We start from the raw sequence: 24,046 nt of genomic DNA, 5'->3' as shown, positions 1-24,046 counted from the left end.
TCTCCTTTTATAAAAGTCTTTGAATATGAATCGTAAAATAAATCCGTTCGTTTTCATTTAAAGTTTTGCCTAATTGGCTACCGATCAATTCATAGATTCGGTTGCCGATCTGATAAGCTGCTGGATAATCCTGCTTTAAGTTCGCCTCAAAATTCAAGGAAAAGCTGTCTTGGACTCCTTCATCTGATAACAAACGTTCTAAAAAGTAATTCAAATGAATCATTAAGCGATCATAATAATTTTTATTGCTGTTGGTTCGTTTAATCCCTGATTGTGCTAGTTCATGTTGCACTAGGTCGATGATAGCCTTTTCAATTCGTTCGTCTGTTTCACCAGAGACCGATGTTCCTTTGGCATTGATAAAATGCAAAGCAATTCGGCTGACTTCTTCTTGAGGAAAGTCAATTCCTAGTTTTTCACGAATGAGCTGCAGCGCGTTTTCCCCAATTTTTTGTTCCACTGGATAATCCTTACGCATATCTGGCAGCTTCGTATTTTCGTAGGTTCCTTTATTCAAATTCTGATAGCTTAAATAGATGTGGTCGGTCAGCGTGACATAGATATACTCCTGAACAGGATAATTGAATTTTTTTATCGCCTGTTCAATGATTTCATAGGTTGTAGTAATGAAGTCAAGGGGAATATCCTTTAATAAGGTTGAGAAATTGTTTTGGGATTCTTGATTTCTCAAAATGAATGTTTTTTCAACGACCTCCTTGTTTACCAAATCTCCCTTCTTTTTATGGAAAGTAATACCAGCGCCCATGATTACTGCTTGTTGATCGTTCCCATCCCTAACAATCGCGACGTTGTTGTTTAGTACCTTCACGATTCGATACATTTTCGATCCTCCTTCCAAACAAAAAAGACTGCAAACAATAGGCGATTTCTTAGAGAAATTCATTCCTACTATTCGCAGTCTCGCCTAATCAAATTAGTAACGATCCACTAAATATTCGTTTTACTGACTGAAGTATAACACGGATCATTCTTTTTGTAAACATTTTCAAACAATAAAATCAAACTTTTTTCAACATCGTTTTTGGTCAAATTATCAACAAAAATCACCAAACTTTATAGTCCTTTACCAAAATTCCCGGATAAATTTTTTTCTTCGCTGGGCATTCCTCTGATAATTCTCTGGATTTCGTTGATAGTAGTCTTGATGTTCTGCCTCGGCTGGATAGAATGTTTGTGCCGGCTCAATTTGTGTGACGATCGGCTGATCAAAGCGTCCGCTAGCTTGTAAATTTGCACGACTGACCTCAGCTGAATTTTTTTGTATTTCGTCAAAATAATAAATGACTGGACGATAGCTACTGCCACGATCTTCAAACTGACCAAAAGCATCGGTTGGGTCCGTTTGCTGCCAATAAAGCTCTACTAAATCCTGATAGCTGATCAAGCTAGGATCAAAAATAATCTCCACTGCCTCCGTATGTCCTGTTTCACCACTTTTTACTTCTAGATAAGTCGGATTCTCCGTTTGTCCTCCTGTATAACCGGAAACCACTGATAAAATCCCTGGCAAGCTATCAAAAGGCTTCACCATACACCAAAAGCAGCCACCTGCAAAAATTGCTCGTTCCATTTATCTCCACTTCTTTCTATTTATTTAACTGGTACGACTGAACCGCCCCATTTTTTCTCGATCCACTTTTGGACTGCTGGCTCATGCAACGTCTCAACGATTTTTTTGATATCCTGATTGTCCTTATTCTTCGTTTTCGTCGCAACAATATTTACATAAGGCGAATCCTTTTCCTCAATCATCAATGAATCTTTAACGGGGTTCAAACCTTTTTCATAAGCAAAATTAGAATTGATCGCCACTAAATCGCCTTCGTTATTCTCATAAGCGGCGGTCAACAAGGTAGGATCAACACTATGATCAAACACCAAATGTTTCGGGTTATCGACAATGTCCTCAAAACTTGCTTTGTCGATGGCCGCTCCTGATTTTAATTTAATCAAATTGTTTTTAACAAAAATATTCAGCACGCGACCCCATTCTGAAGGAACGTTCGATACGATGATTTTTGCCCCGTCAGGAATATCACTGACTTTTTTGATTTTATGGGCATAAATTCCCATCGGTTCTAAGTGGATTGCGCCGACATTGGAAAATTTATAGCCATTTTCTTTTTTCTGAAGATTAAAATAAGGAACGGTGGAAAAATAGTTAGCGTCGATATCACCATTTTCCAGAGCTTTATTGGGTAAGACATAATCGTCGAACTTAACGATCTTCAAATCAATCCCTTTTTTCTTCAATTCAGGTTTGATATGCTCTAAAATTTCCGCGTGAGGTGTCGGTGAAGCACCGATTGTCACTTTATCGATCGACGCCGCAGATTTTTGTCCACAAGCGGCAAATAGAAAAATACTTCCAATTAACAAGATCACTCCAACAATTCTTTTCATGCATAAACACTCCTCAGATTTCTTTTGATAAATAAAAAAAATATCCATCCCTTTACCTACCAGTTTACTGATAAATAAAGGGACGAATATTTTCGCGTTACCACCCTTCTTCATATCGCCCTCACAGACAATACCTCAACGGTACAGACATACCCGGCGATATAACGGTCGCTTGCCGTCCAGCCTGCGTGAACAAAACTGAAAACTCAGAGCTCATCTTCATCGACGTTCCACGATCCCTCTTTTCACCTCCCGAGGGTCTCTTTAATCGCTCGCGATCAACTACTCTTCTCTTCACTGTTTGATTATTGATTTCTGTTATTCTAGTCTAAACTTTTTGCTTTTGCAACTAAAAAAAATTCCTCTTCGCTTTTTATTTCTAGCAGCCCGGATAATTTTCATGCTTAAAAAAACAAAATAATAATAAACGCTGATTTTTTCATTACAGTTATTCAGCAAGCAATAGGATATGACTGTTTGCCTTTTATATGGTTATCACTATATTTACCAGCTGATAAAAGGTATAATTAAATTTACCAGAAGTGTTTTCAACTGTTCTCATCCTAAAAATAAATAACATAAATAATTTACAATACAAACGTTGATAATAAAATGAAGGAGTGTGATTCTTTGGGAAAAAAGACGAAACGATTACTTTCCACTAATTCAATTTTCTTGTTTTTATTGTCCTATGGCCTAGCACTTACACTAATCGCCTTTATCATCACCTCACCGCAGCTCTTGTTCAGTGGAATGCAGCAGATCATCGCATCTCCCAGCAATTTAATCACCGATTACGTGCACATCGCTGGCGTCGGCCCAGCCTTTCTTAATAGCGGAATCTTGACCTTAAGCAGCCTGTTCCTTCTACGCAAACACAAACACCACTTTTGTTCTATTACTGTTTCTATTATTATGATGCTTTCAGGCTTTTCTTTTTTTGGGAAAAACATTGTTAACTCAGCGCCGATTATTTTAGGTTGTCTGCTGTATTTGCGGATCCATCATTCTGGACGACAAGACTTATTAGTGATGGGCTTATTAAGTACCTGTCTTTCACCGATCGTTAGCACGATTTACAGTGTCCCTGGCTTCCTCATCTCCTATAAACTTCTCGCTTTATTTATTGGTTTGCTAATTGGCTACACCATTTTGCCAATCTTCGAATTTTTAAAGGTCCATACAAAAGAATTGAATCTCTATAATATGGGATTTGCCGCTGGTTTCGTTGGAATGCTCGGAAATTTTGCAACCAAAAAAATTTTAACCATAAAAATTGTTCCTCACGCCCTTTCTTTTGAGCATCACGATGTACTACTCTATTTTTTACTGATTCTTTTTAGCATTCCGCTTTTGATTGTCTTGTATTTTTCCAAACTGCAGCCGATTGACTCCAAAATTTTCTTACTAGATTTAAAAAAAATTCTACGTTTTTCCCTTTACGGCTATTTTGCGATTCTGATTTGTTTAGGACTGCGAGTACCATTGAGTGGGATTTTAGTAGGGGCCATTCTAACCTTTGCTGGTTTTAGCATGTATAATTTTAAGTTCCGTTACTTCTTTTTTCCGGCTGTGGGCATTTTCTTGACCGCTTTGCTTTTTTATCAAGACATTGCGACTACTAATCATATCGTGATTATCCTCTTCGGTAGTACCTTAGCGCCTATGACGAGAAAATACGGCTTGTTGACCGGGATTCTTTCCGGCGTAATTTTTTCGGTGATTACTCGCAACACACACCACTTGACTGCCGGTATCAATTTGTACAATTGTGGCTTTGCCGGTGGCGTCACGGTTCTATTGATGGATGCAGTCCGTCTACTCTTTTACAAAAACCAAAAAATCAAATTCCTTTGTCAAAAACAATACTTGCTCCTAATTCAAAAGGAAAAAAAGCTGATTGCTAAATTTCAAACTGCTGTCCAACGTTTATTGCCAAAAATAATCAAGACCAGAGACGGTTATTCATAAGATACACAAATAACACAGCTCGTCTTTCCTCGATTAGAAGAAAGGCGAGCTGCGCTATTTATGCTTCGTTTTTTAGCAGTGCCAAGAATTGATCCCCATAATTGTCTAACTTGCTTTTTCCAACACCTTTGATTTGTAAAAATTCCAGTGAGGTTTGCGGTTGCTTTTCCGCCAGCTCAGTCAAGGTTTTGTCTGAAAAAATCACATATGGTGGTAGATTTTTTTCTTGCGCCAATTGTGACCGTAAACTGCGCAGCTCTTCAAACAAGGCATCATCCGCCACTAATTGTCTCACTGGTGCTTGTTTACGAAAGACCTCTTGCTTGCCTAACAACACTCGCACACCTTGTTCAGAAACCGAGAGCAAGGGATATTGCCCTTCTGAAGGAACTAAAAAATGTTCTGCCGTCAGGTAATCAATCAGATTGGAAACGTCTTTTTGCGATTGCTCCTTCATTAAGCCGTAAGTCGGCAACTGCTCAAAACGCCACTGTTTAATTTTTTGATCATTGGAGCCCGTCAAGACCTTCGCGATCAAACCTTTACCGAATTTTTCGCCCATACGCTTGACGCAAGATAAAACTTTTTGTGTATCCGTCGTGATATTAACTTGCTCCCGCTCATCTAAGCAATTGCTGCATCTCCCGCAATCCGGCTGATCTTCACCGAAATAGTTTAAAATATAGCGTTGCAGACACATCTGGGTATGAGCATATTGATTCATTTCTCGCAACTTACCGTATTCATTTTGCTGATAAGTCGCTTCTGATTGTGATTGTTCAATGAAAAAATGTTGGATTTGAAGATCCTGCGGGGCATACAGCAAAACCGCTTCGCTTGGTAGCCCATCACGTCCTGCACGACCGGCTTCTTGATAATACGATTCCAAATTGCCAGGAATTTGAGCATGAATCACGAATCGAACATTGCTTTTATTGATTCCCATACCAAAAGCGTTCGTGGCAATCATGACTTCGATCCGATCAAATAGAAAATCCTCTTGGTTTCGCAAACGTTCTTCGCTGCTTAAGCCGCCATGATATTTACCTACCGCAAACTGATGATGCTTCAATAGATGGAATAAGCGATCGACTTCTTTACGGGTCGATGCATAAATAATTCCCGATTGTCCTTGATTTAACTTCAAATATTCTAGTAAATAAACGTCCTTTTGCTCTTTCACCACTTGAAACGCCAAATTTTCTCTAGCAAAACCAGTTTTGATCTCATTTTCTTTCGGAATATGTAAAAGATTGGAAATATCCTCAGCCACTTGCGGCGTTGCTGTAGCCGTTAAAGCAATAATCGTTGGTTGTTGATTAAAATTTTCAATCGTCTCTGCCAACTTTAAATAACTAGGTCGAAAATCATGTCCCCATTGAGAAATGCAATGAGCCTCGTCTACGGCTAACAAATCAATCGGCACATAGCGTAGCAATTCACGAAAGTCAGCGGACTCCAAACGCTCTGGCGCTATATACAATAATTTGATCTCCCCACGGGCAGCCTGTCTGACCCGTTCATTCATTTCCAGATTCGATAATGTACTATTAATAAACGCCGCTGGAATTCCCGCTTCATTTAAACTATCGACTTGATCCTTCATCAAGGAGATCAACGGCGAAACCACTAACGTTAAGCCTTCCAAGACTAGTGCTGGCAGCTGATAACAAATCGATTTTCCGCCGCCCGTAGGCATGATGCCTAAGACGTTTTCTTTTTGCAGAACTCTTTGGATGATCTCCTCTTGACCACTGCGAAATTGCGTATAACCAAATTTTTCTGCTAATAATTCTTTTATGCGTTCCATAGATGTACCCTTTCTATTACAAACTGATGCGTGATCAGTGTACTCTTATTTAGCTTGCCTTTATCGAGCTGAGCAAGGAATAACTAAATTTCATGACTAGAAGTAGATAGATCATTTTATCTATCTGATAATAAAAGAAAATCCTATCATTTATCCTATATAAATCTAATCGCTTTTCGTTCCAGCAATTGTAAAATAAAACTTCAAAATAGTAAGAAACAGAAAAGAAGCGCGGATCTTCACGCTTCTATAGAATTTTATTTAGCAATATTTTTGTCTGTAACTTTTAGCGTATCTATGCTGAGTAAATTTCTACAACATTTATCGCGTTTTTTTCTTGCAGCACTGGGATTCAAGACTGTATTTATTTAACTTAGTTATCGTAACGTACCTAATTAAGCACGTCAATGAGTTGGGAGGGATGTTTAGCGAAACGAAGAAACTCTTCTTGATGTTTTAACTTTTTTGACCGCTATCCACTTTTGACTAATCAATTGATCTTGCTTCAAGTTTTTATTCCCATTTTGGTCCTATATAGTAGACCTTTTTTGATCAACAGATGAATGCATATTATAATTCAAACAGAATTAAGCAAATATGCTTTAGAAAGGAATGATTCTACACATGAAATTCCACTCAACCACATCGATTCAATTAACAAAAGAACAGCAAAATCGAAATATATGGCTGACCATTATAATCGGTCTCATAATTGTTTTTGTTGCCCAAGGAATCTCAATCCTCCCAGGAACCTACATCAAGAATACTGGTGTTCAGGAAGTTTATAATCTATTTGCTAATCTATTTGTAATTCTTATAGTTATACTTTTCTGCAAATTCTTTCAAAAAAGAACTCTTTCGTCATTGGGATTTAAAGACAAATATATAATAAGTAAAATTTTTACTGGAATAATTCTCTCAATTACTTTCTTAATGACTGTTTTATTAGTCAATTTGCTGGCTGGTTCCGTTGAGTTAACTTCCAATTTAACAGCGGTTAATTTGGTGTATGTGTTAGCAGCGTTTTTGGCATACTTTCCGCAAGGGTTAATGGAAGAAATCGTTTGTCGTGGATTCATCATGAATTCGTTAAGTGCAAAATATAATGTCTGGATCGGCTTAATCGTAAATTCCTTAATTTTTGCTATTCTTCATGGAATAAATCCAGATACAACTCCACTAGCGCTATTTAATCTATTTTTAGCGGGGATGCTACTATCAACAATCTTTTGTTTAACTGATAATATCCTCTTTGTTGGAGCCTTTCATGCTGTCTGGAATTTTATGTTAGGCCCAGTATTTGGAGTAAAAGTAAGTGGGCTCTCTGTTTATTCTTCTCTATTTAAGACAACTTTGTTACCTGAACAATCCTTAATAAACGGTGGGAATTTTGGTTTTGAAGGAGGTCTTGGGTTAACTATTTCAATTTTTATTGCTTTTACAATTATTTTTCTATTTATCAAAATTAGAGATAAGCAAACTAAAAACTAGAAATTTTTAATGCTCATATTAATAGTATAGCCTTACATTAGTAAACTTATTGACAAATGCTATTTATCACTAAGTAAGAACATGAAAATATTTATAAGGAGAAATAAAATGTCTAAGAAAACAATTACAAAGGAATCCGGTAAACAATATATAATGACGGAGAAAAAACCATTTTACAAAAAAGTGGTGTTTTGGATATTTGCAATCATTCTCATTGCTGTCATCGGTAGTTCATTAGGTGGTAACACTGACGATCATGCTAGTGACAATGGTGGGGAAAAGGTTGAGAATAGTAGTAAGTCTTCTGAAAAAGAAGTAACAGAAACTTTCTATAAAGTTGGCGATTCAGTGAAGGTTGGCAATGTCACTTATACATTAAATAACGTGGAGCTAACAGATCAAAGAAATCAATTTGAAGAAAAGCAACCTGCACAAGTAATTAAAATTACTTATACAGTAAAAAATGATGATAAACAAGATATTCCAGTTGGGGCTGACGTAGAAGTTTACGGTCCTGACGATAAAAAAGCAGAGACTTATGCAAATGAAAACACTATGGGCTCTGTTGCTTCCGGCAAACAAATGGATGTTACCGCTCATTTCGCATTAAATCAATCAGGTAAAATTGAAATTCATTTTGCTCCACTCATTTCTTTTGAAAAAGCTGCTAAATTTAAGACCACTGTTTAAAGATTGGCCATCTTACTTTTCTTTTCACACTGGAATGAACCTTTTTTAATTTAGCTATAACGTTTTAATATAGAACGCATTTACTATGTAAAGATCATTAAGTAGTCTCTAAAGCTAAATGCTCAAAACAATTATATAATTTTATGAAAAAGTATCCCGACCAGAATTAGATAATTTCAAATTATAAATAAAATATATGTAAATAATTACGATCAGTAAGTATTTTCAGTTATTGAATAACTTTCAAAAAATTGTCTTTTTATTCCTTGCATTGATAATTTGTTTCCATCGTTCATTTTAGACAAAGAAACTTCTGTTCTTGCCTTTGTTGTTCATATTAGTAATCCGGTCACTTCAATTAAGCGAATCCTTATAGCCTGTTTACGCATTTTTTAGAGGTCTGTTTCTTCATAAAAAAGTAATCTTTCCTACACAAAACAAAATATCATTGATAGTCTTTCTCCAAAGCTATGCAATACAAAAAAACCTTATGATCGAAATTGATCACAAGGTTTTTCTTTAATCAAGTGGCAGACGATATAATTTATCATCATTTTGTTGGGGATTTCCCCTACCATCACGATTATTGGTTACAAAATACATCGTTTCACCCTCTATATAGATATCTCGAATACGACCATATTCCGTCAGCATCTCACTCATTGTATTTGATTCTAAATCAAATTCTAAGACTGCGTTCCCTCTTAATGCTGCCACATATAACGTTTCATCTCGATAGTCCATGCCTGACGGTGCCCAAGTAGTGTTGTTTCCAGAAGTAAATAGCGGTGATTCCATACCTGTTTGTGTTTCATTTCCTTCGATTGTTGGCCAGCCATAATTTTTCCCCGCCTCAATGACATTAATTTCATCGTTACGACTAGCTCCATGTTCACTAGAATACATTTTTCCACCTTCATCCCATACAAGACCTTGTGCATTCCGATGACCGTAACTATAAACATAAGAGTCTTCAATTGGATTATCTTCGGGGATCGTTCCGTCTAAATTCATTCTTAGTATTTTACCGCCTAAAGAATTCCTATCTTGTGCAATTTCAGGCTCAGAAGCATCACCCGTAGTAGCATAGAGCAAATCATCTGGTCCGATTGCTAAACGCCCGCCATGATGGTGCGTGCCACTAGGGATCTCATCTAATAATACTCTCGTTTCCTGCCAATCATCACCTACTAGTTTTAACTCAACAATTCGATTCATAATGTCGCTATTATCTTCATAGGTATAATAAGCGATGGCTGTTTGAGAATCTGAAAAATCGGGCGCTAAGACAAAGCCTAATAATCCCGCTTCTGAAACAGAAGATAGTTCTTTTTCTAAAGACACAGACTGTCGCTCTACTTCACCATCGGTTATCTTCGCTACCGTTCCACCTCGTTCACTTAGATAAAACGCGTCATCATCACGTTGAATCGACCATGGAACAGCTAAATTCTCCGCCACAGCTTCAACAGCTGAATTGATTGAGCTTTCTTCAGTCGTAAGGCTGCCACTCCCTGACTCTGTTGAAGTTCCTTCGTCTTCTGAAATAGTTGCGGCACAACCGCTGAGAAGGAATAATCCGGTGAATAAAGTTAACATTTTTTTCATATAGTCACTCCTATTTTTAGCTGACTTTCCGTCGGACTCGGTTCATTTAGAGAGCGCTTTCTAATTTAACCGTAACATCTTAAAATCAAAGAGTAAAAATATGTGCTTATTGTTAAAATTTTTCTTGGGCAACCTTTTGATCAAATATGTTTTCGCGACACATTGAATTTCGGCAATATAAAAAAGTACCTTCTTTCGAAGGTACTTTCATATTTAAGCCACCAATGAAGCATAAAATTGAAATATTCCTTTTTTGTCCTCAAAAACCGCAGTGTGATAACTGCTATGATAATCAAAAATATTTTTCGAAGATGTTTTGATGCTTATTAACAACAAAATAGGACTATTAACAAAGGATTTCCATTTTTAAAGTTCTACTTTTTATTGTCGTCCTCGTCCATTTTCAGCACGGCCATGAAGGCTTCCTGTGGTACTTCTACTGAACCGATTTGCTTCATGCGTTTCTTACCTTCTTTTTGTTTCTCTAATAATTTACGTTTACGAGAAACGTCTCCTCCGTAACATTTAGCCAATACATTCTTACGTAAAGCTTTGATGTCAGTCCGGGCAACGATTTTTGTACCGATGGTCGCTTGGATTGGTACTTCGAATTGTTGGCGAGGAATTAGTTTTCTCAATTTGTCGACGATTAAGCGACCGCGTTCTTGCGCGAACTCACGGTGAACGATGAAGCTTAGGGCATCGACTTTTTCCGCATTCAATAAGATATCCATCTTAACGAGGCGGCTTTCACGATAATCAGCTAGTTCGTAATCTAGTGAGGCATAGCCTTTGGTGCTTGATTTCAGTTTATCGAAGAAATCAAAAACGATCTCAGATAACGGGATATGGTATACCACGTTCACGCGATAATCATCTAGATAATCCATCGTGATAAACTCACCGCGTTTACGTTGAGACAATTCCATCACCGCACCAACATATTCGTTTGGCACCATGATATTGGCTTTAACGAAGGGCTCCTCAACATTTTGGATTTTTGATGGATCAGGGAAGTCTGAAGGATTATCCACAACAATCTGCGTACCGTCGGTCAAATTAACATGATAGATAACCGATGGCGCTGTCGTGATCAATTCCAAATTAAATTCCCGTTCTAAACGTTCTTGAACCACATCCATATGCAACAAGCCTAGGAATCCGCAACGGAATCCGAAGCCCAAAGCTTGAGATGTTTCTGGTTCAAATTGCAACGCCGCATCGTTAAGTTGTAATTTTTCCAGTGCTTCTCGTAAGTCGTTATAACGAGACGTATCGATCGGATACAGCCCACAAAAGACCATTGGGTTCATTTTGCGATAGCCTGCTAAAGATTCTTCTGCAGGATTGTTCGCAAGTGTCACAGTATCCCCTACTCGAGTGTCCTGAACTGATTTGATGCTGGCAGTGATATAACCAACATCACCGACCATCAAATAATCCCGTTGAACCGCCTTGGGTGAAAAGACGCCGACTTCGGTTACATCGAAGGTTTTACCATTACTCATTAGTTGAATCTTATCTCCTGGACGAACGATCCCATCAGTAATTCGCACATTTAACACAACGCCGCGATAACTGTCATAAATCGAATCGAAGATCAAAGCTTTTAAGGGTGCTTCTAAATCACCCGTTGGAGCAGGCACATTGGTTACAATCTGTTCTAGAATCTCATTGATACCAATCCCGGTTTTCGCGCTGGCAAGCACTGCGTCTTCCGCGTCAATCCCGATTACGTCTTCAATTTCTTTTCGCACCCGCTCTGGATCAGCCGCTGGTAAATCGATTTTATTGATTACAGGTAAAATTTCAAGATCATTGTCTAAGGCTAAATAAACGTTGGCCAAGGTTTGTGCTTCGATTCCTTGTGCTGCATCGACAACTAAGACCGCGCCTTCACAGGCCGCTAAGCTTCGTGATACTTCATAGGTGAAATCGACGTGTCCCGGTGTATCGATCAAATGGAAGATATATGTTTGACCATCCTTGGCCGTATAGTGTAATTCTACCGCGTTCAACTTGATCGTAATTCCACGTTCACGTTCAAGATCCATAGAGTCTAATAATTGCTCTTGCATTTCACGGGAACTAACAGTATTCGTCTGTTCTAAGATCCGGTCAGCCAATGTCGACTTTCCGTGGTCAATGTGAGCGATGATGGAAAAATTCCGGATCATCTTCTGGCGTTTCTGCATTTCTTCTATATTCATGAAAGTTCCTCATTTCTTTTAATCAGCACTGTCAATTATACCAACGTTTTCAATAGAAAAAAAGTCTTTTCCCCTTTTTCCCAATGTCCATAAGAGAATTATTAAAGGCCTTTTGCTATACTGAGAATGAGAAGAATTTTTTCTGCCTTGTTTATATTGAATATCATAGGGTTCCAGAGAAATTTCAGATTATTGTTTAGGAGTTGAAAGAATGGATAATGACTTTAAGCAGCAGCTAATCTTGCAGCCGGTCGGTGAAGAACACTTAGCGCAATATGATGAATTATTGAGTTACGTGTTCCAAGTTACCGAAAGCGACATTGAGAATAGCGGCTATGAAAACAAACGAGAAATGGTCCGCGCAAAGAAACCGGTCTTAGAACAGTCAAAAGTTTTCGGCTGGTTTCATGATGAAAAACTGATTTCTCAGATTGCCATCTACCCTTGCGAAGTAAATATTCATGGCAAGCTTTTTCAAATGGGGGGCGTGACGGGCGTCGGTACTTATCCTGAGTATGCCAATCATGGCTTGATGAAAGATTTGATCAAAAAGGCCTTAGTGCAAATGCGGGAAGACCACCAGTGGATTTCCTATTTGTATCCTTATAACATTCCTTACTATCGCCGCAAAGGCTGGGAAATCATGTCTGACAAACTCAGCTTTAAAATCAAGGATACCCAGCTACCAAAGCAAGTGGAGCTGCCAGGCATTGTAGAACGCAGAGAAGTCGATGATCCTGATGTGTATCAAGTCTATCACGAGTTCGCCTTGAATAATCACGGCGCTATGATTCGTAAAGAATTGAATTGGGAAGAATACTGGCGTTTTGAAAACGAAGAAGAACGGATTGCCGCGATTTATTATGACGCGAACCACAAGCCCACCGGCGTTCTATTTTATTGGATTTCAGATGAGGTTTTTCATATTAAAGAAATGTTCTATTTGAATCAGGAAGCACGCAACGGCTTATGGAATTTTATCAGTGCACATTTTTCAATGATCTATTGGGTCAAAGGCGATATTTTCAAAAACGAACCCCTCTCTTTCTTACTTGATGATAGTGAGATTACCGAAACCATTGAACCTTTCTTCATGGCACGAATCGTTGACGTGAAACAGTTTCTTTTAGAATACCCCTTTGAAAAACCAGTTGATCCCTTCTATTTTGTAATTGAAGATCCCATTGCGGAATGGAATAACGGTATTTTTGCCCTTAGCTGGGATGAAGCTGGTAAATTAAGTATTTCTGATCGGCCAAAAGGCAAACGGATCAGTATGAATATCCAAACATTAACTTGTCTGCTAATGAATTACCGCCGCGCGGCCTATCTTGCCCGCATCGAACGGTTAGAGGCTGACAAAAAAGCGATTGAACTATTAGAAACGACAATTCCAGATATGGAGGCTTATTTTAGTGACTATTTCTAAACATATTTATTTTGCAGCGCCTTTATTTGCGCAAAGTGATTTACTTTATAATCAACATTTAGTGAAAAGGATTCGTGAATTTTCGTCAGCGTTAAGCATTTACTTGCCCCAAGAAAATGCTGGGATTAATGATAAATCTGCTTATGCCGACAGTAAAATGATTGCACTGGCCGACACTGAGGAAGTCCTTAAAAGTGACTTGATGATTGCCCTGCTTGATGGCTTAACCATTGACGCTGGTGTAGCTTCTGAGATCGGCGTTGCCTATGCTAAAGGAATCCCGATCATTGGTTTATACACAGATTCTCGTCAACAAGGTGCGGATAATCAACAAAAATTAATGGCTTTACAAACACCAGCGGAAAATCAATTTCACTATTTAAATCTTTATACGATTGGACTAATAAAATTGAATGGCGAAATCGTCAATACTGAAGAAGCTTTGTTGGAACAAATCAAATCTTTCTTAGAAAGCAGTGATGTTCATGACTTATAAAAAATATCGTTCCGCACTTTTAATCTTTGCAGCTATCTGTTTGGCTTACAATATTTATGAATTCGCGATTGGCAAATATTCTACCAAGCAGGGCCTTATCTTTATCATCGAATGTTTAGCTGGTGTGGCATTGATTTTCTTGCCTGAAATCATTACCAAACTCTTCAAATTAGTGTTGCCAGAAAAAATCGTTTATTTTTATTGGGTTTTCCTGGTGATCTCCGTTTTCTTAGGAACCTCTCTGCACATGATCTCGATTATTTCTTTTTGGGATAAAATCTTACACTCCGTCAGTCCAATGGTCTTGACCGCATTAGGCTACGGATTGATCGGCTTCTTTATGAAAGAGGCGGATATCAGCAAAACATCGCCATGGCTGTTCTTACTTTTCGGTTTTGCTTTTGCGGGTGTTTGTGGAGTCTTTTGGGAATTCTGGGAATTTCTCTGTGACACCGTTGCTGATATGAACTTACAACGCTATGCCACTTCCGCTGGAGAATTATTAGTAGGACGTGCCGCGTTGATGGATACGATGGGAGATCTCTTGACTAATACAGTCGGTGCCGTTCTAATGGGTATTTATGCGCTGATTCAAAGTCACGGAAAAGCCGCGTATTTTGAAGAATATCGTTTAAAGAAATTACACAAATAAAAAAATCCAAACCGCTTTCGGTTTGGATTTTTTTTATTGCTTATCTGGATGAAGATTTTCTTTCATCGTATAGGATGCTACGACAATTTTGATGACTCCTGTGCGTTGTAACATCTTTTCCGGGATCTCATCAAAGGGTGCACCCTTAGCTGCGTGAGCCATTAAGATATGCAAAGCGTGGCGTTTTGCTTCTAAGTCTTCTACCACTTCCGCTTTTCCAAAACCAATCAAGCTTTGATACGCATAAGAATAGCTGGCGGCATTGCGTGAGCCTTTGATTAGTTGATGATTGCCATCCATCTCCACGGCGACTTTAGGATTTTTTTCGATCATACTAACTTTTTTACCTTCACTTGCACCGTGAACATACAAGATTAGTTCTTCCTCGATCCATTCATAACCAAAATTTACCGGCACAACGTAAGGATACTCTTCTCCATTCATAGCGATACGCAACACTTGAGAATCCTCTACCATCTGCTTGATTGTTTCAAAATCAGTCACTTGTCTTTTTTTTCTTCGCATCCTTTTTCCTCCAGTCATCTTTCTTCTCATTATATAGATTAAAATTTAAAAAGAAAACTATTTTTCAGTTCAATAAACTGAAAATTGATAAACCAAGCTTTCGCGTTTTTGGTGATAAAAGCCTTTATTTATCAATGATTTACTCTTTTTTTACCTCTACTTTTATACTAAAATACCTTCTGTAATGATTTGAAAATTTGCTGAAAATGAAAGGCGTGTCGATTTTGATTGAAACTGTCGTATTTGATATCGATGATACTATTTACGATCAACAAGAACCATTTCGCAAAGCAGTCCAAAAATTATTTCCTCTAGTGAGTGAAGAAGATATGCTTCCTCTTTACACCCGTTTTCGTGTTCATAGTGACGCCAACTTTAATAAGGTGATCACACAAGAATGGACCTTGGAATTCATGCGTAACCACCGCATCAGTCAATCCTTAAAAGATTTAGATTATCCTCACATTACCGATGAACAGGCGCTTACTTTTCAAGAAGTCTACGAAGTGGAGCTTGATGCGATCACGATGCACCAAGAAGTCGAAAAATGTTTGGACTTTCTTAAACAAAAAGAGGTTCCTATCAGCATTATTACCAACGGACCAACCGATCACCAATATAAAAAGATTCTCCAATTAGGCCTGTTAAACTGGGTCGAAGAAGAAAATATTATTATTTCCCAAGCAACTGGTTTTGAAAAACCAGACGTTGAAATCTTTGATCTCGGAAAAAAACAATTCTCCTTGCAGCCGGAAAACTCTCTTTATGTGGGAGATAATTTTAACAACGATGTCATTGGTTCAAAACGAGCAGGCTGGCAAGCGCTTTGGTTGAATCATCGCAATCGTCAATTGCCGAAAGGAACGTCGCAGATTCAAGACATTGAATTAACTTCTTTTGAACAATTATTGCCGACCTTCCAACATATTTTCGCTTAATCTATTTTATAAAAAAGACACAGAAGACAACGGGCTGATACATCCAATTGTCTCCTGTGTCTTTAATGATCTGTTTGTAAATAAAGCGACTGACTTCCCATTGTGGCATAGATCGTTTCAAAATCTTCCCGGTTGACGATGCGATTTTTATAGCCGTAGGGATCATTGACATAAATATACTCCTGATCCATGCCTGTAATGATGACGGCGTGACACAACGGTGAGATCTCAACCTCACCCGCGGTCGTTTGCCAAATTCGAAAGTCCTCTTCAGTCGGCACTTGAAAATCAACCGTCGTTACGACCCAAACCGGAACCCCCTGTTGAACAAGCTGTTCTAGCATCGAAAAGGGAGTCTCCCTGCTGGCGACGATAGAGTGATCGCCAGTGATGATTTGTTCTGCCACCTCCGCAATCGGTTCAACTGCTGCCCCCATCGCGTCATAGCCTTCATAAATATTTCCAACAAATCCTTCGTGTGGATTTCCGTGGATCGCCAATTCTTCATTCTCGTATAAAGGAACATAATTAAGCAAGTCCGCCAGTTGGTTTTTAGTCGTCCCATAATCATAAAAATTCAATAACATCGATAATGCGGTGATTTCGCAGCCATTTTCTAAAGGTATTGCACCAGATTGTTGATTTTCCAACGGTACATCAAGTAAATCTGTCTCTGTTGATTCTTCATCCGCTAATTGAACTTGTTTCTTATCCACTGTATTGCTGCTAAGAGCCGGTAATTGATCGTTCCAAAAAAATAGAAAAAGTCCGACGCCTAGGATCATCAGTAAAATACCACTGATGGTTGTTACGTATTTGATGGTCCTCACCCCTCTTTTGTTCAGAGTGAGTATCGCAAAATTAACTTAATTGAAACTAAAAAAGAAGTTGAGACTTTTTGCCTCAACTTCTTTTTCTTATTCATGATGGTCTTCATCGTATTCCATCTTACGGTATTTTTCCATTTTTTTACTAAATAGAACACCATTTGATGGTGGTGTATAGGTGATCGCATTGGCTCCCGCATCGATCGTTGCTTCGATCGTCTCATCGTCCGGTCCACCGGTCGCAATGATGGGTAGGTCAGGATAATTTTGGCGGAATTGCTTGACGACCTCTACCGTATCTTTTCCAGCACTAATATTAATAATATCTACACCGGCAGCCAACTTCTCATCTATTTTTGAATAGAATGAGGTAACTGTCGCAATGACTGGAATATCCACCACATCATCAATTGCTTTAATCGTTTCGACTGGCGTCGGACCATTCACGACTACCCCTAGACTTCCTTGTGCTTCCGCAAACATGCCCATGTAGGCGGAGCGCTTCCCATGCGTCAAGCCACCGGCTACACCGGAAAAGACTGGGATATCGGCGGCTTCAATAATGCTTTTCGTAATCGCCGGATGGGGTGTGAATGGATACACGGCAATCACCGCATCCGCATCGGTATTGCGAATAATCGCGATATCCGTAGTAAAAATAATCGAACGAATTTTTTTTCCAAAGATCAAAATACCAGAACACTTCTTGATTACTTTTGGCACTCGCACAATGTCATTGCGTAATTCAGTCATAATTTCCGGGACGAATTTATCTGTCATACAATCAGCTCCTCATTCATATTAATGTGTGCACTTTTCATGCCACATGTCAGTATTACTCGCTAACTTCTTAGCTTAATTTTACTATGAATGATCGTACTGTTCCAAATTATACGTCTCAATGACGCTAATGATTTTATTCGCGTAGCCCGGGTCGGTAGCGTAGCCAGCTGTCTGCAAGGCTTGGGCGGCCTGGCGATAATCAGCGGCTGTAAGAACGCCCGCATAAAGCTGTGGATTCCAATTGGTGCCATTGACGAAAAGCATCGTGTGATCATCGAGAGACTCTTCCCATGAAGAATAGACCTTGAAGTCTCCTTGAATCGTAATCCACTGTTCATTGATATATTCCTTGGTTTCAAGGCTGACCTTAGGCTGATTGCCTGAAGCCTTGATCCCAAAAAGGTTTTTATACTGGCTAGCAAGTTGTGATTGGCCCCAATTTGATTCTAAGATTGCTTGTCCCAAAATAACACTAGGGAGAATTCCATAACCTTGCTGCAATTCTTTTGCATGAGGTGCTAATTGATCAATGAACTCTTGATGAGAAAGGGTCTCTTGTTGTTCTGGTGTATTCTCTACTCCAAAATCAGATAATGTATGTAAAGAAAAAACGAAAGCCAAACCAATCACCAAGATCCCAGCAAAAATCAGTGGGATCGAGATGTTGGACTTTCGTTTTTGATATTTTTTCTTAGGCATAGTGCCTCCTTACTTGGCGGATAATTCTTTCAAGAACTCTTCTAAAGTCAGATCGTGTTTCGTGATATATTCAGCATTTTCTTTGCCAACATAGCGAATATGCCATGGCTCATAAGTGATCCCGGTGATATCTTGTCGATCTTTAGGGTAACGAATGATAAAGCCATATTTTGGCGCATTCTCTGCAATCCATTTCGCCCCCGGTTGATCACCGTAAGAGGCATCTAAGACTTGGGTAGAATAAGAATTGTACCAATCTTGGTCCACGATATCTACCGCCAAACCAGTATGGTGTTCACTGAACCCTGGCTCGGTAATAGTTTCTTTTGTTTTTGCGATTGCATCCGCTTCTGACATCCCGTTACCGCTGACTAAGCCATTTACATTCGTATCAAAAACTTCCTTTTGCGATTCAACTGAGCGAAATGCTGAGATGATCACTAATGGAAAGCCGGCTTTTGTGGCCGCTTCAGAGAAAGCTTCATAATCTGAAGCGATTCGTTTATCGACTTGATGGCTATTATCAGACAATGTAGTTAACTGACTTTCATCAACTTCTTTTTCAATTTTATTTTTCGGACCAACCAAAACTAGCTTCCAATCTTCAGCATTGGCCTTAGGTAACGCTTTTTGTACGGCATTTTTCTTAGTACTCGTCTTCTTCTCAAAAGAATAAGTCGTCGCTGTCGTTTTCTTGGCACTTGTTTCTGCCGGAGCACTGTAGAAAAGAGAATAACCGGTCATTCCAAGCATAATGATGACGGAAAGTAGTCCTACTGTTTTTTTCAATATAAAAAATCCTCTCGTTAATCGTCTAGTGACGTATAGGTCTCTGTTAAGTTTTCATTCACCCAATCAAGTAATGCGGTTTGTGTTTGCGCACTGGCAATTTGATTTTGGACATGCGCTGGCAAACGAAAACTTAGGATATCACTATAACCCCAGCTATCATAATCGATCATAACTCTAAGATCGATAAAATCGCTGTTTTCTTCTTCGTTTTTATTTTTAAAGGGAACCATTTCAACTTGAGCTAACCCGCTGGCGATCCATTTTTGCGCGACGATCGTTTTCATTTCACGGTATTCTGCCACCGCCGTAGGACGCTTTTCTGGAAATAGGAACGTCTGGCGAATCACCTTTTGGCTTAACATCCATTCGTAATCGCTGAATAAATTCTTGATTTTTTGGTTTGCTTCCGGAGATAAATTATTTTGGCCAGCCTTCCATTGCTGCCATTGACTATCAGAAACGCCTAAATAGTCTTGATAAAAATCTTGCTCTGAATGAAATTGTTCAAAAATTGCACTAATCACTAAATCCAAATAAATTTGATTCAAAATAATCCCTCCTATACTATTTTACTGAATTTCCCAGAAAAATACAGTGCTTTGGCAAATCGATTGAAATAATTTAAGATTTACTGCTATACTCTAAAGGAAATCTTATTCTTCTAGTCCTTGAATAATTTTACCAAAAAGGACAGTCAAATTCATTTTTTAACCGCATTTTTACAAAATAATGGCTCAACAGGAGGAAAAAATGACAAAATTACAATGGGGTATCATCGGTCTTGGGCAAATTGCTCATGACTTCGCTGAAACTTTTGATCAATCCAACAGTCAACTGACCGCTTGCGCATCGCGATCGCTGGCTAAAGCCGAGAAATTTGCGCAGCAATTTAATTTATCAAAAGCCTTCGGAAGTTACGAAGAGCTGTTAGCAGATAAAGCCATTGACATCATTTACGTATCCGTACCAAATCGTCAACACAGTCAGCATATCATGCAAGCCCTACATGCTGGCAAGCATGTGCTTTGCGAAAAAGCGATTACTATGAACTCTGCGGAATTACAAGCTGCAATAGAATTGGCCGAACAAAAAGATTTGATCTTGGCTGAGGCAATGACCATTTTCAATATGCCATTGTACCAAGAACTTCATGCGCTAATCGACAGCGGCCGCTTAGGAAAATTAAAAATGATCCAAGCACCTTTTGGCAGCTACAAAGAACCCGACCCATCCAATCGTTTCTTTAATCCAGATTTAGCTGGCGGAGCATTGTTGGATATCGGTACTTATGCCGTTTCTTTCGCCCGGTGGTTCTTGTCTGAGCAACCGGAAGTCGTCGCCTCCACCATGATTCCTTTTTCAACTGGAGTCGATGAACAATCAGTCACGATTTTACAAAATCAGAAGAACGAATTAGCGACAATTAGCTTGACCTTCCAAGCCAAAATGCCAAAAAAAGGCATCGTTGCCTTCGAAAATGGCTACCTAACCGTTGACGATTATCCGCGGGCAGACAAAGCGGAATTATTCTTTAACGATGGTACGACTGAGCTTATTGAATCTGGTTTTACTGGAAACGCCATGAATTATGAAATCGAAAACATGGTCAAGGCCATCAAAGGCGAATTGCCAAATAAATCATTGTTCTTTACGAAAGACGTCATTGATATTTTGGATCAGATGCAGCAAAAATGGCATAAATAAATTAGTCTCAAAGGTGCTGACTGGTCAGCACCTTTGTTTTTTTTTCAAATATCCGCTAAACTATTTATTAGATAAACAGATTTGGAGAAAGGGGAAAATTATGCAGATTGGGCGTTTTCGCTTAGGCATGCGCACTATCAAAACGGCTCTGGCCGTCATGCTGTGTATTTTACTATTTTATTTGACTGATCGTGGCTCGCCGTTGATCGCTGCACTTGCCGCTGTTTTTTCATTGCGGCAAGACTTAACCACCAGTATCTCTTTTGGTCGTTCCCGCGTCTTAGGAAACTCCCTTGGCGGTCTATTTGCAATGATTTTTTATTACGTCCAGTCGCTTTTCAAAAATGACTTTTATGTAGAGCTCTTTTTATTGCCCTTCTTCGTAATTTTAGTCATCGTGCTTTCTGATGGGATAAACAATAATTCCGGGATTATCTCAGCCATCGCCACGATGCTGCTGATTGCACTCAGTATCCCCCAGGGAGAGTCGATTCTTTATGCCTTAAATCGGGTGTTGGATACATTTATTGGGACCATCATCGCGATTTCTTTAAACGGTGTAATCTCGCCTCAGACAGATGAAAAAGAAAAACAAATCAAAGAAGATCTAGTCGAACTGCGAAAAAAGGAAGCCGATTTGAATAAAATGCTCTATGACGTAAAAAAACAAATAAAAGATCAGTCTCAAAAATGAGGCTGATCTTTTATTTTATGCTTTCTTAGTCGCCAATTTACCATTGAATGTCTTCGATTGATTGCGGCTTGGCATTCAGCTCTTGACTACGGACATGGGCATCATTAATCCGGATCACTCGATCTGCCATCGCTGCGATTGCCGAATTATGAGTAATGATCACCACCGTCGTCCCATTTTCTCGAGCAGTATCTTGCAGAATCTTTAAAATCTGTTTTCCTGTCTCAAAATCCAACGCGCCGGTCGGTTCATCACACAACAATAATTTTGGCCGTTTCGCTAACGCTCGCGCGATTGTAACCCGTTGCTGCTCGCCTCCGGATAATTGTGCCGGGAAATTATTCATTCGTTCGCCTAAGCCTACAGATTGCAAAACTTCATCCGGGTTCAAAGCATCTGAAACAATTTGCGAAGCCAATTCAACATTTTCCTTAGCCGTTAAATTAGGAACCAAATTATAAAACTGGAACACAAAGCCAACGTCATTCCGACGATAAGTTGTCAGTTCCTTATCATTAAATTGAGCAATGTCTGTTCCATCAACAATCACTTGTCCTTCATCACAGCTGTCCATTCCGCCTAAAATATTCAAAACTGTTGATTTACCAGCTCCACTTGGACCAAGAATGACGGCTACTTCGCCTCGTTCAATTGAAAAATTGACTTTTTCATTGGCGCGAATAATCGTCTCGCCCATTTTGTAGTGCTTGCTTTCATCTATTACATCAATATAAGCCATGTTTAGTCTCCTTAGTCACTTATTCTCAATGTATTTAGTTTACCATAGACCCTTCTCTGACTGATACAATCGACTACGGATAAATTGGAATTCCCTTTTTGATTGCTCATCCCTTGACAGCTAACTCAAAAAATAGATTTTTTCGTACGCATACGATTTTTCTAACTCGCTGGCGCAAGAAGAAAAACTTGCAGTCGACTCTGAAACAGGATTATAAATTTTTGGCAAAATTTATCTTTATTTTCGTCGACATATCATTCTACTAATCTGCTAAAGCAGAAAGTAGAACTGACAAAAAAACCTCGACCTTTGTTTCTGGTCGAGGTTTACAAATGTTTGGTTTAATTAAGCGTGGTAACGTTCTACACCATCAAGGTAAGTTGCAACCAAGTCCATTGTAGGGTCCAATACGATAAAATCGGCTGCGCGGCCTTCAGCGATCATACCGCACTTGTCATCGATTTTACAGCTGACAGCTGGTACATAAGAGGCCATCATAATTGCTTGTTCAGGAGTTGCAATATCCCAATCAACTACATTTTTGATTGCTTCTTTTAATTTCAAAATACTTCCAGCTAAGTTACCAGATTCAAGACGGGCTGTTCCTTCTTTCACAACAACCGGGAATTCACCTAAGTTGTAATTACCATCAGGCATGCCGCCAGCCATCATACAGTCAGTGATTAATGCCACATGATCGTGTCCAGCTTTTTCCATCAAAACTTCCGCTGCTTGTGGATGAACATGGTGTCCATCACAGATCAATTCTGAGAAAACATGTTGCAATGTAAGCAATGCGCCTACCATACCAGGTTCGCGGTGATTCAAGCCACGCATACCATTATAAGCATGAACAAAGACGCTTGCGCCTGCTTCCACAGCTTCTTGCGCTTCTTCTAAAGTTGCGTTTGAATGTCCTAGTGAAACAACAACACCTTCGTCGGTCACTGTTTTAACAAATTCTTTTACACCTTTACGTTCTGGTGCTAATGCGATTTTCTTGATCAAGCCGCCTGAAGCTTCTTGCCATTCATGGAATGTATCCAAATCAGGATCGCCAAAATAGCTAGGATTTTGTGCGCCTTTATGTTCTTCGGTAAAGAACGGTCCTTCAAAGTAAATCCCTTGAATTTTTGCACCATCAACTTCTTGATACATGCTGCCGATCGTTGCCGCAACATCTTTCAAACGTTCTTTGGTTGACGTCAAAGTGGTTGGTAAGAAACTAGTCACACCACATGATAATAATCCTTCTGACATGACTTTGATGCCTTCCGCGTCATTATCCATCACGTCATGATTTTTGTAACCGTGGATATGTGTATCCACTAAACCGGGAGCAATCCATTTTCCGCTTTGGTCGATGATCTCGGCCCCTTCTGGTTTTGTTGCTGTATATGTGCCAAAAATGCCATCGGTGACATCTAAATAACCTGCGCCTTTAACACCTGAGTTTAAAAAGAATTTGTCAGCATAAATAAATGTTTTCATTGTGAGCTCTCCCTTTTGTCTTAGTATCTTAAAGTTACTCCTGAATCAAAAATAAGTCAAGAATGGTGTAGAC

At 39.1% G+C, this 24,046-nt stretch carries 23 protein-coding genes and 1 other annotated feature; of the genes, 9 read left to right on the top strand and 14 right to left on the bottom strand.

The features are described from left to right. Positions 1-7: 7 nt before the first annotated feature. From RV00_RS03665 to RV00_RS03655, 3 genes are all read right to left on the bottom strand, one after another. The gene (locus tag RV00_RS03665) at positions 8-841 is read right to left on the bottom strand and encodes a PRD domain-containing protein (RefSeq protein WP_071861249.1); all 834 of its coding nucleotides are present in this window, start codon (positions 839-841) and stop codon (positions 8-10) included. 243 nt (positions 842-1,084) lie between these two features. Beyond that, positions 1,085-1,591 (bottom strand): peptide-methionine (S)-S-oxide reductase MsrA, encoded by a 507-nt coding sequence (gene msrA, locus RV00_RS03660; RefSeq protein WP_071861248.1) that lies wholly within the window; start codon positions 1,589-1,591, stop codon positions 1,085-1,087. A 20-nt stretch (positions 1,592-1,611) separates the two neighbouring features. Beyond that, positions 1,612-2,424 (bottom strand): MetQ/NlpA family ABC transporter substrate-binding protein, encoded by an 813-nt coding sequence (locus RV00_RS03655; protein ID WP_071861247.1) that lies wholly within the window; start codon positions 2,422-2,424, stop codon positions 1,612-1,614. A gap of 75 nt (positions 2,425-2,499) precedes the next feature. Then, positions 2,500-2,731, bottom strand: a binding site (T-box leader). Positions 2,732-3,054: 323 nt separating this feature from the next. On the opposite strand from RV00_RS03655, the gene RV00_RS03650 reads away from it, so the two are divergent. Beyond that, positions 3,055-4,395: a DUF1576 domain-containing protein gene (locus tag RV00_RS03650; RefSeq protein WP_249024053.1), complete on the top strand. Its 1,341-nt coding sequence runs from the start codon at positions 3,055-3,057 to the stop codon at positions 4,393-4,395. Between the two features lie 58 nt (positions 4,396-4,453). On the opposite strand, the gene recQ is transcribed toward RV00_RS03650, so the two are convergent. Beyond that, positions 4,454-6,205, bottom strand: coding sequence for a DNA helicase RecQ (recQ, locus tag RV00_RS03645; RefSeq protein ID WP_071861245.1), 1,752 nt, complete (start codon positions 6,203-6,205; stop codon positions 4,454-4,456). Positions 6,206-6,829: 624 nt separating this feature from the next. Between recQ and RV00_RS03640 the strand changes: the two genes are divergently transcribed. Both RV00_RS03640 and RV00_RS03635 read left to right on the top strand, forming a co-directional pair. Then, a complete protein-coding gene (locus tag RV00_RS03640) occupies positions 6,830-7,696 on the top strand; it encodes a CPBP family intramembrane glutamic endopeptidase (RefSeq protein ID WP_071861244.1) in 867 nt (288 codons plus the stop codon). A 108-nt stretch (positions 7,697-7,804) separates the two neighbouring features. Beyond that, positions 7,805-8,386, top strand: a complete 582-nt coding sequence (locus RV00_RS03635; protein ID WP_071861243.1) for a DUF4352 domain-containing protein — start codon at positions 7,805-7,807, stop codon at positions 8,384-8,386. A gap of 519 nt (positions 8,387-8,905) precedes the next feature. On the opposite strand, the gene RV00_RS03630 is transcribed toward RV00_RS03635, so the two are convergent. After that, positions 8,906-9,994 (bottom strand): PQQ-dependent sugar dehydrogenase, encoded by a 1,089-nt coding sequence (locus RV00_RS03630; protein ID WP_071861242.1) that lies wholly within the window; start codon positions 9,992-9,994, stop codon positions 8,906-8,908. A 374-nt stretch (positions 9,995-10,368) separates the two neighbouring features. Continuing rightward, positions 10,369-12,204: a translation elongation factor 4 gene (gene lepA, locus RV00_RS03625; protein WP_071861241.1), complete on the bottom strand. Its 1,836-nt coding sequence runs from the start codon at positions 12,202-12,204 to the stop codon at positions 10,369-10,371. A gap of 211 nt (positions 12,205-12,415) precedes the next feature. On the opposite strand from lepA, the gene RV00_RS03620 reads away from it, so the two are divergent. Genes RV00_RS03620 through RV00_RS03610 form a run of 3 tightly spaced genes read left to right on the top strand, consistent with a single transcriptional unit; the run spans position 12,416 to position 14,781 of the window. Beyond that, a complete protein-coding gene (locus RV00_RS03620; RefSeq protein ID WP_071861240.1) occupies positions 12,416-13,633 on the top strand; it encodes a GNAT family N-acetyltransferase in 1,218 nt (405 codons plus the stop codon). Further along, positions 13,620-14,129, top strand: a complete 510-nt coding sequence (locus tag RV00_RS03615) for a nucleoside 2-deoxyribosyltransferase (protein ID WP_071861239.1) — start codon at positions 13,620-13,622, stop codon at positions 14,127-14,129. Before RV00_RS03620 ends, RV00_RS03615 begins: the two co-directional genes overlap by 14 nt. Beyond that, a complete protein-coding gene (locus RV00_RS03610) occupies positions 14,113-14,781 on the top strand; it encodes a DUF2238 domain-containing protein (RefSeq protein ID WP_071861238.1) in 669 nt (222 codons plus the stop codon). Before RV00_RS03615 ends, RV00_RS03610 begins: the two co-directional genes overlap by 17 nt. Positions 14,782-14,814: 33 nt before the next feature. Here the strand turns inward: RV00_RS03610 and RV00_RS03605 are convergent, their stop codons facing one another. Further along, positions 14,815-15,306, bottom strand: coding sequence for a pyridoxamine 5'-phosphate oxidase family protein (locus RV00_RS03605; protein WP_071861237.1), 492 nt, complete (start codon positions 15,304-15,306; stop codon positions 14,815-14,817). Positions 15,307-15,512: 206 nt separating this feature from the next. On the opposite strand from RV00_RS03605, the gene RV00_RS03600 reads away from it, so the two are divergent. Next, a complete protein-coding gene (locus tag RV00_RS03600) occupies positions 15,513-16,244 on the top strand; it encodes an HAD family hydrolase (RefSeq protein WP_084133224.1) in 732 nt (243 codons plus the stop codon). 62 nt (positions 16,245-16,306) lie between these two features. Here RV00_RS03600 and RV00_RS03595 read toward each other — a convergent pair whose 3' ends face one another. The 5 genes from RV00_RS03595 to RV00_RS03575 form a co-directional block, all read right to left on the bottom strand. Further along, a complete protein-coding gene (locus RV00_RS03595; protein ID WP_249024052.1) occupies positions 16,307-17,074 on the bottom strand; it encodes a C39 family peptidase in 768 nt (255 codons plus the stop codon). A gap of 87 nt (positions 17,075-17,161) precedes the next feature. Beyond that, positions 17,162-17,851, bottom strand: coding sequence for a beta/alpha barrel domain-containing protein (locus RV00_RS03590; protein WP_071861236.1), 690 nt, complete (start codon positions 17,849-17,851; stop codon positions 17,162-17,164). 84 nt (positions 17,852-17,935) lie between these two features. After that, entirely contained in the window at positions 17,936-18,553 is a 618-nt protein-coding gene (locus tag RV00_RS03585; protein WP_071861235.1) for a glycoside hydrolase family 73 protein, read from the bottom strand. 9 nt (positions 18,554-18,562) lie between these two features. After that, positions 18,563-19,342: a M15 family metallopeptidase gene (locus tag RV00_RS03580; RefSeq protein WP_071861234.1), complete on the bottom strand. Its 780-nt coding sequence runs from the start codon at positions 19,340-19,342 to the stop codon at positions 18,563-18,565. 17 nt (positions 19,343-19,359) lie between these two features. Then, positions 19,360-19,893 (bottom strand): hypothetical protein, encoded by a 534-nt coding sequence (locus RV00_RS03575; RefSeq protein WP_071861233.1) that lies wholly within the window; start codon positions 19,891-19,893, stop codon positions 19,360-19,362. 202 nt (positions 19,894-20,095) lie between these two features. Between RV00_RS03575 and RV00_RS03570 the strand changes: the two genes are divergently transcribed. Next, positions 20,096-21,049 (top strand): Gfo/Idh/MocA family protein, encoded by a 954-nt coding sequence (locus RV00_RS03570; protein WP_071861232.1) that lies wholly within the window; start codon positions 20,096-20,098, stop codon positions 21,047-21,049. Positions 21,050-21,149: 100 nt separating this feature from the next. Beyond that, positions 21,150-21,743 carry an FUSC family protein gene (locus RV00_RS03565; RefSeq protein WP_071861231.1) on the top strand — a complete coding sequence of 198 codons (594 nt, stop codon included), beginning with the start codon at positions 21,150-21,152 and terminating at the stop codon, positions 21,741-21,743. A 37-nt stretch (positions 21,744-21,780) separates the two neighbouring features. On the opposite strand, the gene RV00_RS03560 is transcribed toward RV00_RS03565, so the two are convergent. Then, positions 21,781-22,482: an ABC transporter ATP-binding protein gene (locus RV00_RS03560; RefSeq protein ID WP_071861230.1), complete on the bottom strand. Its 702-nt coding sequence runs from the start codon at positions 22,480-22,482 to the stop codon at positions 21,781-21,783. 345 nt (positions 22,483-22,827) lie between these two features. Further along, positions 22,828-23,973, bottom strand: a complete 1,146-nt coding sequence (gene nagA, locus RV00_RS03555) for an N-acetylglucosamine-6-phosphate deacetylase (protein ID WP_071861229.1) — start codon at positions 23,971-23,973, stop codon at positions 22,828-22,830. Positions 23,974-24,046: the final 73 nt, after the last annotated feature.

The sequence above is a fragment of the Enterococcus devriesei genome (assembly GCF_001885905.1).
Classification (GTDB): domain Bacteria; phylum Bacillota; class Bacilli; order Lactobacillales; family Enterococcaceae; genus Enterococcus_A; species Enterococcus_A devriesei.
This window is presented reverse-complemented; position numbering and strand designations above follow the sequence as displayed.